The following is a 12526-nucleotide window of genomic DNA, read 5'->3' on the forward strand; positions in this document are numbered from 1 at the left end:
AAAAAAAGCTAGTTATGGATCGTTTTAAAATTCCAGTTGCAGGTTCCACTGATGGGTGTGGTTATAATAAAAAACAGCATTCGAATGCTCCTCGAGTTTCCCGTCATGAAGCACAAACACCTGATCGGCATTTTTGATCGTTTCCGGATTCCGGGTAATAATAATAACGGTTTTGTCTTTTATTAGCTCCTGTTTGGCTTTTTGAAGGTATAGCATATCCATTGCTCCGGAAGTAGCGACGGTTTCGTCCAAAAGCAGAATAGGCGTATTTTTCAGCATAGCCCGTGCGATCTGGATACGCAGTTTTTCCGGCTCGGAAAGATGGCATTCCGGATGTCGTAATTGCGTATGCATACCATCGGGTAATTCCCAGGCGAAATCAATAACACGCGCGTTTTCGAGTACTTCGAATACCTGTTCGGGACTGGCTTTCGGATTGGCCGACCAGATGGCGTTGTACAGCGTATCGTCCGGTAACGGAGTGGTAGCCGAAATAAGCGTAACATAGTTCGCTAACTGTTGTTGTGGCATACGGGAAATAGGAACACCTCCAATTTTAATACGTCCTTTTTTGGGATCCCACATTCGGGAAATTAAACCGGTAAGAGTGGTTTTACCCGAACCGGTAGCACCTACCAATGCCACAGTATTTTGGTCTTTTACGTAAAAAGACACACGGTTTACAATGTTATGATCTTTGATATAACCAAAGGAGACGTTCTCAAATCGGATATCAAATCGCGTAATAGTGGTAGTGGCTGTTTTAAATAGTTTCATGATTGCGTGTTAGGGTAAATTCCTATACGGATTGGTGTTCTGCACGGCGTTCTGTAGCCGATTGCTCTTCGCTCGTTCCGAATTTCCAATAGGAATAGGCATATAATTCTTCTTTTGTCCAGTTTAGTTCTTTGCGGAGGTAATTCCGTATGGCTTTAACGGCCGAAAATTCGGCAGCAACATAACCAAAACGACGCGTAGTGGCTTCGGGCAACGCTATTTCCCGAATACGGTCTTCGAGTATGGTATTTTGCAAATTTTCACCGTAAAAATGCCAGTTCAGAACCACTTTCGAACGGGTTTGAATCGGTTGGATTTCCTGTGGACTTTCAACCAGAATATGGGCTACGCCTTGGGTGTTTTCCGGAAGGTCTTCCAGGATAGCACTGATTACCGGAATTGCGGTGGCGTCACCGGCCAGTAAATACCAGTCGGCTTCCGGATAGAGTTCCGTTTTTAAACCGTACATGGCTATTCCCAGCGGATCGCCTTCTTTGGCATGCATCGCCCAGGCCGATGCCGGTCCGTTATCGCCATGCGCTACAAAATCGATATACATCTCGTTTTTTTCCAAATCGATACCCCGATGTGTATAGGTGCGCACAGCCGGACTAACTTCAGGCGGTAACGGTAGCCATTTACCGTTTTCGAAGGTTGGAAAATGAATTTCCGTTACACCAGCCGGCGGGATAAAAATTTTATTGTTTTCTCCAACAGTCGCGGCAGCAAATCTTGGGACATCCACGCCGGTTAATGTAATTCTCAGATAATGGGGTGTTATATAGGTTTTGTGCTTTACTTTTAACGTAGCATTAATAATGTGTTGCGCTTTATTTTCTTTCTTTGCCATACGTCTCGCGGTTATTTAATTTATTATTTAGATTGTTTCTAAATAAATTATATCTTTGACAAAGTTCTGTTTTATCTGTTTTTAAGGTGTACTCAAAACGGATTATCAATTACTCAAAACGGATTATTTATGAAAATGACGATTACCAATACCGATCTGAACGATATATTGTTGGAACGGGAATTACCTCAGAATTTTAAAAGTGAAGAAGCGTATAATGAGAAGCGTATTTCGATCGAACATCCGAAATTCGGTTCTTCCGATATCCTGGATTTGTGGTTTGAAGGTATTCATATAACCAAAGGACATACGCGTGTTAAAGAAGATCTTTCGTTAAAGGTGGAGAGTAATTATTCGGTCGTGGAAATGCATTTTGCACTTACCGGAAACAGTATGGCTACAACAAAACATTCCCGTGAGTTATTCCATTTTAAACCGCAGGAACACAATCTGATGTACGCCAAAGATTTCGAAGGGTTCTTTAATTTTAAAAAGCAAAATGAAACCAACGAGTTTTTTGAGGTTCATTTTACGGAAGATTATTTTAAGCGTTTTGCGAGTATCGGAAATCCGGGTATGGAGGCTTTTTTCTCGGCTATAGAAAAAGGCGCCATGACGATGGTGAGTAAGCAGAATATGAGTATTACACCACAAATGAACCGTATCATTTCGGAGATCATCAACAGTAAGCATTCCGGTTTGCTCAAAAGGTTGTTTATCGAGTCGAAGGCAATCGAGTTGTTTATGCTACAGGTAGCACAGCTGGAACAGCAATCGTCCGAAAAAAAGCAGTCGATGAAAGCGCAGGATATCGAAAAAATACATTACGCGAGGACGTTACTGGAACAGAATATCAGTAATCCGTATACGTTGGTCGAATTGGCGCACGAAGTGGGCTTAAACGATTTTAAGTTGAAAAAAGGGTTTAAAGAGGTTTTTAATACGACGGTTTTCGGATATCTGCACGAGTTGCGTATGCAAAAAGCAAAACACCTTTTACTGGATCAGAAACGTACTATTGCTGAGGTGGCGGATTATTGTGGCTACGAGTATGTACAACACTTTATAACCGCTTTCAGGAAAAAATTTGGAATCACGCCGGGGAAACTTGTTTTAGAGTAAAGAGACAAGAAAAAAGAGAAAAGAAGTTTGTGTTATTTTGAATGTTGGATTTTAAATTTTGAATGTGCTGTACCGGATACGTTTGGATTATTTTGAATGTTAGATTTTAAATTTTGAATGGTTGTGCCGGATAACACTTTGGGCTGTTTTAAATTGGAGAGACTAGAGAAAAGAAGTTTGTGTTATTTTGAATGTTGAATTTTAAATTTTGAATGTGCTGTACCGGATAACACTTTGGGCTGTTTTAAATTGGAGAGACTAGAGTAAAGACGTTTGGATTATTTTAAATGTTGAATTTCAAATTTTGAATGGTTGTACCGGATTATGTGTGTTGCTAATAAATGTTTATACATGCGGTAATTCTACTGTAAAGGTACTTCCTTCGTTGGGTTCGGAGACGACCGAGATCGTACCGTTGTGGAGCGTTATGATCTTCTGAGTGAGTGACAGGCCAATTCCGTTTCCGTTGGCAAATCCTTTGTTATCGCCTCTAAAAAAAGGAGTGAAAATATTCGGCAGGTCGTTCGGGGCAATTCCGATTCCGTTATCCTGAAAACGAATAATCGTTTTGTCTTTAAAGTAGGTGATCGCTATCGTGCTTTCTTTTGTTTTCGAAAACTTACAGCCGTTTTCGATAAGGTTCATAAAAGCTACTTTTAACAAATATTCATTTCCTTTTACCGAAATAAAATCATCGTCTTCAATTTCCTTTTCAAAGATGAGGTTGACTTTAAATTCGGGTTGGTTATGCAGCACATCGTTTCGGGCATCCAATAACACTTCGTCAAGTCGGATTTCTTTTTGGACAATTTCGGTCTGATCGTAATTGGCTTTGGCCAAATCCAGTAAACTATTAGACAAACGAACTAGCTTTTGAGCGTCATTAATCGCATTGTCGATCGATTTCCGGTATTCTTCGTTGGTACGCAGGTTTCCGGCCGATAATTGCAGTTCGGTTAGCATAGCCGTTAAAGGCGTTCGCAATTCGTGGGAAATATTCGAAACAAAATCTTTTTGAGCATCAAATGATTTCTCCAGTCGGTCGAGCATTTGGTTAAACGTAGTGGCCAGTTCGGCAATTTCGTCTTTGTTTTTGGGAAGTTGTACCCGTAAATCGAGATTGGTAGCCGATATTTCCTTTACATTGGCAACAATATTTGTCATAGGCGACAAGGCTTTACGCGAAAAAATGCGTCCCATAATATAAATAAAAATAATGGACGACAAAAATACGATCAGGATGTTCCTTTTGGCAATATAGGTTTTATGATACCCGTTCTGATCGTAGGCAGCGGCCATAATGATATAGTTTTTCCCTTCATGTTCGTACCGCATTCCAACGGCCTGCCATTTGTCGAGGTAAAAACGGATTTCTTTTTTCTTTAAAACCGAATTCAGCATTTTGGTGTTCTCTTTTACGACGTCGATGTCTACATCATCATGGTATAAAAGATTATAATGATCATCATAGATAGCCACTTCGACTTCATTGATGATCGAACGGTTATTGGTATAAATAGCCTGTAGGGTTTTGGTATCGATTTTGGCTTTAAAAAACAGATTGGCTTTGGTGAGCGCTTCTTTATGAAGCGTTCGGTAAAACGTATTTTCCCTGTTTTTTTCGCTGGTGGCATAGATAATCACTGCAAAAACCAACAATATGGATGCCGTTAGAAAAGTGAACAATAAACTTAGTCGGTTTTGTATGGTCATCTACGTATCGCTTTCCAGTTTTAAAATAAAACCCATTCCGGATTTGGTATGGATTAGTTTGTTGTCGAAATCCTTGTCTATTTTTTTTCGAAGGTAATTGATATATACGTCAATAAAGTTCGTGCCGGTGTCAAAATGGGTGTTCCATACTTTTTCGGCGATTTCGGTACGACTCAGCACCCGTTCGGCATTCTGCATCATGTATTCCAGGAGTTTGAATTCCTTTGGCGTCAGACTGATCTCTTTTCCGGCACGTCGAATGGTTTTGGTGTTGTAATTGAGTTCCAGATCCTGATAGGTGAATTTATCGGTATAATTGGTCGCCGAACTACTTCGTTTGAGCAGCGCCCGGATACGGACGAGTAATTCCCGGAAGTCAAACGGTTTTACCAGATAATCGTCGGCACCGGCGTCAAATCCGTCCACTTTATCGTCGGTTGTACCCAAAGCCGTAAGCATGATAATCGGAAGACCGGGATTGTTTTTGCGTATCGAAAGACACAAATCGATTCCGCTTATTTTGGGTAAAATAATATCGGTAATTACCAGATCGTAGGTATTGTACAGGGAGAGCTTTTTCCCCATCTCGCCATCGTAGGCCAGTTGGGTATCAAAACCTTCTTCATCCAATCCTCTTTTGAGTAATTCGGCTACCCGGGTATCGTCTTCAACAATTAAAATTTTCGGCATATTCGTCTGGACTTACTGGTTGACTATAGCAAAAGTAAACTTTTATAGCGATAGAAAACGATGGTGTTACAAAAAGAAAAGCCTGAAAATGGTATTTTTTCAGGCTTGGTAATGTACTGTTTTATTCAATATTAAATGTCGTCAAAGTCAATATCAGTGAAACTTCCGGAAGATGATGTTACATCTTCTGTTTTTTCAGAAAAATACTCTTTTTTAAAGTCTTTCTGATGTCTTTCTGAAATTACTTCTTCTCCCTTATGATTTAAAACATACGAAGTCATTTCGTTTAAGATGTCTTTAAAAGCGGCAAAATCCTCTTTGTATAAATAAATTTTGTGTTTCTTGAAATGGAATGAGCCATCATCTTCGGTGAATTTTTTACTTTCGGTAATCGTAATGTAATAATCATCAGCCTTTGTCGCTCTCACATCGAAGAAATACGTCCTTCTTCCTGCGCGTAAAACTTTAGAAAAAATTTCTTCTTTTTCTAACATTTCATTTTCTCTCATAATCCTTCAGTCAATAATTTATGGTGTTAAGTAGAACTCAAAAATCTAAAAAAAAACCAAAAAAACCAACATTTATTGTAATTCTTTTTCCGAAAGTTGCTTAAAGTACAAATCTTTATAGTAACCGTCCTGGTTTACCAATTGATTATGAGTTCCTTGCTGAATTATTTTTCCGTTGTCCAGAATGATGATCTGGTCGGCATTTTTAGCGGAAGACACCCGATGACTAACGATTATTGTAGTTTTATCTTTACAAAAAACCATTAAATTGCTTAAAATTGCCTCTTCCGTCTCCGTATCCACTGCCGACAAGCAATCGTCCAAAAGTAGGATAGGAGCGTTTTTGATAAGAGCCCTCGCAATCGATACCCGTTGCTTCTGTCCACCCGATAAAGTGATCCCTCTTTCGCCTAAAACCGTTTCATATTGGTTTTTAAATTTGATGATATTTTTATGAACCACTGCTTTTTTAGCCGCATCGATTACTTCCTCATCGGTTGCAGCTTCATTTCCAAATTTAATATTATTTTTTATCGTATCCGAAAACAGGAAAGCATCCTGTGGAACAAAACCGATATGGTTTCGCACATCGAACAGATTTAACTCCCGAATATCGTGACCGTCAATTTTTACAGCACCTTCATTGACATCGTATAAACGACTGATCAAGGAAAGTAATGTGGATTTTCCGGAACCGGTTTTTCCTAATATGGCTAAAGTTTGACCTTTTTTGATCTGAAGGTTTACATTCTTAAGAGCGGTAATCGTTGTATCTTCGTAGGTGAAGGTCACATTTTCAAAAGTGATTTCACCATTAACAGGAGTGTGTTCCGGTACTGTATTCTGGATTTCCGGTTTGATCTTAAGGAATTCGTTGATTCGTTTTTGTGAGGCTTCGGCTTCCTGAACCATTGATGATACCCATCCCAACGACGCTACCGGCCATGTTAGCATATTGATATAAAGGATAAATTGTGCGATTACACCGATATCCGGAATACTACCGTTAATATACATCATTCCGCCAACATATACGACAACAAGGTTACTGGCTCCGATTAATAGGATCATTAACGGACCAAACAAGGCATTGGCTTTGGCCAGGCGCATGTTTTTGTCTTTACTTTCTTGTGACAAGGCTGTAAAGTCGTCCTGTTTTTCGTTTTCGATGGAATAGGCTTTTATCACGCGGATACCGGAAAACATTTCCTGTGTAAATGTAGACAGTTTGGAAAGGTTTTGTTGGTAGGTGGTACTTCGCTTGTTGATTTCGGAGCTGATTTTAAAAATGCTATACGCCAGAAACGGTAAAGGCAGCAGCGAATAGAGGGTAAGCTCCGGTGAAATAATATACATCTGTACCGTTACTACTGCAAAACGTATAAAGGTATTGATGGAATACATTACGGCCGGCCCAACATATTGGCGGACTTTACCAACGTCTTCGCTGATACGGTTCATCAGGTCGCCGGTTCTGTTTTTTTTGTAGAAATTCTGCGATAGATTTTCGTATTGTCGGAATACTTCGTTTTTAAGATCAAATTCGATATGACGCGACATTACAATTAAGGTTTGACGCATCAAAAAAGTAAGGAAACCGGCGATTAATGTGGTAACGATAACGAGAATGATGTTTTCCATTAAGAGTTGTCGTACCGCATTGGGATCGAGTTTGCTGTTTTCCAGTGCCTTGATCGAATCTCCAACCAGTTTTGGCGTGTATAAGGTGAAGAATTGCGCTACGATTGTGATAATAACACCGATTAAAAATCGGTATTTATATTTGATGAAGTATTTGTTTAAATATTGAAGTTCTTTCATTTTTTAATCCTGTAGGTTGTTTTATTGTTTTGTATTCTGTTAAAATGGAGTTGTTTTTGATAATGATTTACAAAGTTGTTTTTGAAAATAATTATTATTGAATAATTAAAAAAAACGATTTGTGTTGAATTATTCTGAATATAAGTGTAATTTAGCAGTCTATTTTTGAATAAATTTCAACCTCAAAATAAAAAAAACATGATAACAGAAGTTACAAGTGCTAATGAGCTTCATAAAATCGACCCGGTTTTTGGGCAGGTTTCATTTGATAATCATGAGCAAATCGTATTTTGTCACGACAAAGATACTGGTTTAAAAGCAATAATTGGTGTTCATAACACAGTTTTAGGACCTGCTTTAGGAGGAACCAGAATGTGGAAATATACAAATGAGTGGGAAGCTTTAAACGATGTTTTACGTCTTTCCCGCGGTATGACTTTTAAATCAGCTATTTCCGGGTTAAATCTTGGAGGTGGTAAAGCGGTTATCATCGGAGATTCCAAAGTGGATAAAACTCCGGAAATGATCACAAAATTCGGTCAGTTTGTGAATTCCTTAAGCGGAAAATACATTACTGCGGAAGATGTAGGATCAACAACAGCTGATATGGATCTTATCCGTGACGTGACGCCTTATGTAACCGGAATTTCAGAATCAAGAGGTGGTTCCGGAAATCCTTCGCCAGTAACAGCTTACGGTGTTTATATGGGTATGAAAGCGGCTGCAAAATATCAGTTTGGAACGGATAACCTGGAAGGAAAAAGAATTTTAGTACAAGGTATCGGTCACGTTGGAGAAACGCTAGTAGAACTGATCAGTAAAGAAGGTGCTTTAGTACAAATTACAGATATCAACGAAGCGCGTCTACAGGAAGTAGGTGCTAAATACGGTGCTCAGGTTTTTAACGGTGGCGATTTATATAGTGCAGACGTAGATATTTATGCACCATGTGCATTAGGAGCTACGATTAACGATGACACTATTGAAAAAATCAAAGCAAAAGTTATTGCCGGTGCAGCGAATAACCAGTTAGCAGTTGAAAATATCCACGGTGCAAGACTTCAGGAAAGAGGCATTTTATATGCTCCGGATTTCTTGATTAACGCTGGTGGAATCATCAATGTATATGGTGAAATTGCCGGATACGGTAAAGAAGAAGCAATGCGCAGAACCGAAAATATCTTCAATACAACATTGGATATTTTTAACTACGCCAAAGAAAATAGCATTACAACACATCAGGCTGCTATGCGAATGGCACAGGAGCGTATCGATGCCCGTAAAAAAGAAAACGCGAAGTAGTAGTTTTCCAACAATATATTTTTTAATTTTGCGAAGCGAAAGATTGTTCTTTCGCTTCTTTAATTTTTAAAAGTTCTTATCAGCAGGATGTTAAACAGAAGACATATTCGTGTAAAGGTGATGCAATCCATTTATGCAATGCATCAAAACGGTTCCGATAATCTTGAAAAGGAAGAGAAATTCCTATTTCATAGTATCGAAAATATTCAGGATTTATATTTAATTATGCTCTCTTCTTTGGTGGAAATCAAAAAAGCAGAAGAAGATTTTATTGATAAATCGAGTAAAAAACACCTGGCGACTCAAGAAGAACGCAATCCGAATAAAAAATTTATCAATAATGCGGTACTGGATATTCTTTCGGAGAATAATTCCCTGAGTATTGCATTGGAAGATCGTAAGATCAATAACTGGAAAAATAATGACGACTATATTCTGATCCTTTTGGATGCGATCAAGAAGAGTAAGTTGTACGACACGTATATGCGCAACAATGTAAATACGTTTGAAGAAGACCAGCAGTTTGTGGTAGATATTTTTACCGAGATTATCGCACCTAACGAAAAGTTATACGATTATCTGGAAGATCACAAACTAACCTGGATTGACGATATTCCATTGGTGAATACAGCGATCCAAAAACAGTTGAAACAAATTAAGAACAGCAGTGATCCGGATTCATTTTACGTTTCAAAATTATACAAAGATGCCGATGATAAGGAATTTGTACGTAACCTGTTCCGTAAAACCGTTCTGAACAATCCGGAATTAACAAAAGAATTTATAGATAAAACGCCAAACTGGGATGCGGAACGTATTGCGGAAATCGATGCGATTATCCTGAAAATGGCTATTTGTGAGTTTCTTAAGTTCCCATCGATTCCGGTAAAAGTTACAATTAACGAATATTTAGAAATTGCAAAAGAGTATTCTACTCCAAAAAGTAGTATTTTTATCAACGGAATTTTAGATAATCTGGTAAAGGATTATCAAAAAGACAACAGACTGATAAAAACCGGAAGAGGTTTAATGTAAAATTGTAAAAAAATCGAATATGATTAACAAAACTCTTGGAATGTTAGCCATTGCAACTTTAGTGCTAACAACTTCTTGTAAAAAAGAAAATGCATCCGAAAAAATTGATGATGCCAGTGTAGCCGCAGCTGCGAAAAACAATGAAGCATCTGGAAAATTACCGGTAATTAAATTCAACGAAGAAGAACACAACTTCGGAACTATTAATGAAGGGGATAAAGCAGAAACCGTTTTTACAATTAGTAATGAAGGAGAAGCTGATTTGATCATCGTTAACGCACAAGGAAGTTGTGGTTGTACGGTACCGGATTGGCCAAAAGAACCGATCAAACCGGGAACTTCGGCTCCAATGAAAGTAACGTTCGATTCATCCGGAAAACCAGGACAACAACAAAAAACAGTAACCTTAACTACAAATACAGCTAAAGGTAGTGAAGTAGTAACCATTAAGGCTGATGTAACTCCAAAAGCAAAATAATTTATAATATGGAACAATTAGGACAATTCGGAAGTTTTTTACCCATTATATTAATGTTTGTTGTGGTGTATTTTTTAATGATTCGCCCGCAACAAACCCGTCAGAAAAAAGAGAAAGAATTTGAAGGTAATATTAAAGTAGGCGATAAGATCGTTACCAAATCGGGTATGCACGGAAAAATCGCTGAATTATATGATGATTCAATTGTAGTGGAAACTATGGCTGGAAAAATCAAATACGAGCGTTCAGCTATTTCAATGGAATTAAGTCAGAAAGTAAACGCTGCGAAATAATTCTTTTTAAAATAAAAAACAAAAAGGCAACTCATCGAGTTGCCTTTTTTATTTAGTAAAACCTGACAGGTTTATAAGCGTTATGAATAGAAACCTGTCAGGTTTGAGGAAGCAGGTTTATTTGTATTGCGAATGGAACCTTATCAGATTTGAGAGATCATTTTATAAGGTTTGCAATATAAGATAGATTTTTATTTATAGCAAAACCTAACAGGTTTATTCGTGTTGTGAATAGAAACCTGTCAGGTTTGAGGAAGCAGGTTTATTTGTGTTGCGAATGGAACCTTATCAGATTTGAGTGATCATTTTATAAGGTTTGTTATATGAGGAAAGATTTTTATTTATGGCAAAACCTAACAGGTTTATAAGTGTTGTGTATCGAAACCTGTCAGGTTTGAGGAGCAGGTTTTATTTGTATTGCGAATGGAAGCTTATCAGGTTTTAGTGATCATTTTATAAGGTTTGGAATATAAGAGAGATTTTTATTTATAGTAAAACCTGACAGGTTTATTCGTGTTGTGAATAGAAACCTGTCAGGTTTGAGAAGTAAGTTTATTTGCGTTTATAAATAGCGCATACAACCTCCAAAAACAAAAACATCCGCCTAATGGCGGATGTTCTTTTATAAAATCGAATCAGGATTATTTATTCGTTTTGATTACTCTCTTCGTCGTTTTACCTTGATCGGTTACGATGTTAAAGATATAAACTCCTGCTTCAAGTTGATCAACATTGATGCTGCTTTCCTCATTATGTAAGTTTTGGCGAATCACCTGACGTCCGTTCATATCGAACACAGTCACACTTGCATTAGAGTAGTTATTCATCATTTTAATGGTTACTGTTGTAACTGCCGGGTTAGGGAAGATACTCACAGAAGCCGAGTTGAAATCAGCGATACCCATTGGAGGAGCAACGACTACAATTGCAGTAGCTGTACTACAGTTTGTACTGTTGGCAACCTCACAGATTGAATACGTTAATGTATATGTTCCCTGAGCAGAAAGCGCCGGTACGTTTACATTTCCGTTAGCACCGATAGTCACTCCGGTTAAACCACCGTTGTTAACTAAAGTAATCGTAATGTCATTGTCGTTAACCGGTACACCACCTAAAAGGTCATTCGCGGTAACATCTCCGGCAACACCACCCGTTGCATTTACAACTGGGGTAGCAGAGAAGTCATCATTAACAGCAAGGATAACCAAGTTGTTTACTGTTAATGTTCCTGCGTTTGAATTTACAGGGGCACAAGTACCACTAGCAGCAACTGCTCGGAACTGGTGTCCGTTGTAAGATGCCGGAACGTTTGTTAATGTCAATGTATTGGTAGTTGCACCAGAAACTACTGGGTTAGTACCACCATTATTGATATTATTCCAAGTTGTACCATTAGTACTCATTTGCCACTGGATAGAAGCTGCATTTGTAGCAGTTACTGTAAACGTAGCTGTTCCACCAGCAGTGATCGTACTATTACCCGGTTGTGCCGTGATAGTAGTAGCAGCTGGTTGGTTGATTGTAAATGACTGAGTTGCTGTACATCCGTTAGCATCGGTAACCGTAACAGTATAAGTACCTGCAGCTAGACCGGTAGCGGTAGCAGCAGTACCTCCTGAAGGAGCCCATGAATAAGTATAAGCACCTGTACCACCTGTTACACCAACTGAAGCAGAACCGTCATTACCACCGTTACAAGTAACGTTTGTATGCGACGCAGATGTAGCCACTAAAGCAACTGGTTGTGTAATAGTGAATGATTGCGTTGTAGTACATGCATTAGCATCGGTAACAGTAACTGTATAAGTTCCTGCTGCTAATCCTGTTGCAGTTGCAGCAGTACCACCAGTTGGAGCCCATGAATACGTATAAGCACCAGTTCCACCAGTTACGGCAACAGTAGCCGAAGCGTTAGTACCACCGTTACAAGAAACGT

12 protein-coding genes are annotated in these 12526 nt (G+C 38.6%); 5 read left to right on the top strand and 7 right to left on the bottom strand.

Translation table 11 applies throughout. From position 1 onward, the window contains the following. Positions 1-24: 24 nt before the first annotated feature. Both Q1R07_RS11565 and Q1R07_RS11570 read right to left on the bottom strand, forming a co-directional pair. A complete protein-coding gene (locus Q1R07_RS11565; RefSeq protein ID WP_300490243.1) occupies positions 25-777 on the bottom strand; it encodes an ATP-binding cassette domain-containing protein in 753 nt (250 codons plus the stop codon). 22 nt (positions 778-799) lie between these two features. Continuing rightward, positions 800-1627 carry a siderophore-interacting protein gene (locus Q1R07_RS11570; protein ID WP_300490246.1) on the bottom strand — a complete coding sequence of 276 codons (828 nt, stop codon included), beginning with the start codon at positions 1625-1627 and terminating at the stop codon, positions 800-802. A gap of 129 nt (positions 1628-1756) precedes the next feature. Here Q1R07_RS11570 and Q1R07_RS11575 point away from each other — a divergent pair, with 129 nt between their 5' ends. Further along, entirely contained in the window at positions 1757-2749 is a 993-nt protein-coding gene (locus Q1R07_RS11575) for an AraC family transcriptional regulator (protein ID WP_300490248.1), read from the top strand. A gap of 345 nt (positions 2750-3094) precedes the next feature. On the opposite strand, the gene Q1R07_RS11580 is transcribed toward Q1R07_RS11575, so the two are convergent. From Q1R07_RS11580 to Q1R07_RS11595, 4 genes are all read right to left on the bottom strand, one after another. Then, positions 3095-4462 (bottom strand): HAMP domain-containing sensor histidine kinase, encoded by a 1368-nt coding sequence (locus tag Q1R07_RS11580; RefSeq protein ID WP_300490251.1) that lies wholly within the window; start codon positions 4460-4462, stop codon positions 3095-3097. Then, on the bottom strand, positions 4463-5152 hold the full coding sequence (locus Q1R07_RS11585; protein ID WP_300490254.1) for a response regulator transcription factor: 690 nt from the start codon (positions 5150-5152) through the stop codon (positions 4463-4465). 131 nt (positions 5153-5283) lie between these two features. Beyond that, the gene (locus Q1R07_RS11590) at positions 5284-5661 is read right to left on the bottom strand and encodes a PUR family DNA/RNA-binding protein (RefSeq protein ID WP_300490256.1); all 378 of its coding nucleotides are present in this window, start codon (positions 5659-5661) and stop codon (positions 5284-5286) included. A gap of 72 nt (positions 5662-5733) precedes the next feature. Further along, positions 5734-7482 (bottom strand): ABC transporter ATP-binding protein, encoded by a 1749-nt coding sequence (locus Q1R07_RS11595; protein ID WP_300490259.1) that lies wholly within the window; start codon positions 7480-7482, stop codon positions 5734-5736. Positions 7483-7680: 198 nt separating this feature from the next. Between Q1R07_RS11595 and Q1R07_RS11600 the strand changes: the two genes are divergently transcribed. From Q1R07_RS11600 to yajC, 4 genes are all read left to right on the top strand, one after another. Continuing rightward, positions 7681-8784, top strand: a complete 1104-nt coding sequence (locus tag Q1R07_RS11600; RefSeq protein ID WP_136401193.1) for a Glu/Leu/Phe/Val dehydrogenase dimerization domain-containing protein — start codon at positions 7681-7683, stop codon at positions 8782-8784. Between the two features lie 87 nt (positions 8785-8871). After that, positions 8872-9819, top strand: coding sequence for a transcription antitermination factor NusB (gene nusB, locus Q1R07_RS11605; protein ID WP_300490263.1), 948 nt, complete (start codon positions 8872-8874; stop codon positions 9817-9819). Positions 9820-9838: 19 nt separating this feature from the next. Next, positions 9839-10297 carry a DUF1573 domain-containing protein gene (locus tag Q1R07_RS11610; RefSeq protein WP_300490266.1) on the top strand — a complete coding sequence of 153 codons (459 nt, stop codon included), beginning with the start codon at positions 9839-9841 and terminating at the stop codon, positions 10295-10297. An 8-nt stretch (positions 10298-10305) separates the two neighbouring features. Further along, positions 10306-10590, top strand: a complete 285-nt coding sequence (yajC, locus tag Q1R07_RS11615; RefSeq protein ID WP_300490269.1) for a preprotein translocase subunit YajC — start codon at positions 10306-10308, stop codon at positions 10588-10590. Between the two features lie 641 nt (positions 10591-11231). On the opposite strand, the gene Q1R07_RS11620 is transcribed toward yajC, so the two are convergent. Then, a partial coding sequence (locus Q1R07_RS11620; protein ID WP_300490272.1) for a T9SS type A sorting domain-containing protein occupies positions 11232-12526 on the bottom strand: 1295 nt, incomplete at its 5' end.

It is taken from the genome of Flavobacterium sp., assembly GCF_030146175.1.
GTDB lineage: Bacteria > Bacteroidota > Bacteroidia > Flavobacteriales > Flavobacteriaceae > Flavobacterium.

Excerpts from the sequence above, each read along its gene's own strand:
- Q1R07_RS11565 (WP_300490243.1), bottom strand. The coding sequence starts at position 777 with ATGAAACTATTTAAAACAGCCACTACCACTATTACGCGATTTGATATC.
- Q1R07_RS11570 (WP_300490246.1), bottom strand. The coding sequence starts at position 1,627 with ATGGCAAAGAAAGAAAATAAAGCGCAACACATTATTAATGCTACGTTA.
- Q1R07_RS11575 (WP_300490248.1), top strand. The coding sequence starts at position 1,757 with ATGAAAATGACGATTACCAATACCGATCTGAACGATATATTGTTGGAA.
- Q1R07_RS11580 (WP_300490251.1), bottom strand. The coding sequence starts at position 4,462 with ATGACCATACAAAACCGACTAAGTTTATTGTTCACTTTTCTAACGGCA.
- Q1R07_RS11585 (WP_300490254.1), bottom strand. The coding sequence starts at position 5,152 with ATGCCGAAAATTTTAATTGTTGAAGACGATACCCGGGTAGCCGAATTA.
- Q1R07_RS11590 (WP_300490256.1), bottom strand. The coding sequence starts at position 5,661 with ATGAGAGAAAATGAAATGTTAGAAAAAGAAGAAATTTTTTCTAAAGTT.
- Q1R07_RS11595 (WP_300490259.1), bottom strand. The coding sequence starts at position 7,482 with ATGAAAGAACTTCAATATTTAAACAAATACTTCATCAAATATAAATAC.
- Q1R07_RS11600 (WP_136401193.1), top strand. The coding sequence starts at position 7,681 with ATGATAACAGAAGTTACAAGTGCTAATGAGCTTCATAAAATCGACCCG.
- nusB (WP_300490263.1), top strand. The coding sequence starts at position 8,872 with ATGTTAAACAGAAGACATATTCGTGTAAAGGTGATGCAATCCATTTAT.
- Q1R07_RS11610 (WP_300490266.1), top strand. The coding sequence starts at position 9,839 with ATGATTAACAAAACTCTTGGAATGTTAGCCATTGCAACTTTAGTGCTA.
- yajC (WP_300490269.1), top strand. The coding sequence starts at position 10,306 with ATGGAACAATTAGGACAATTCGGAAGTTTTTTACCCATTATATTAATG.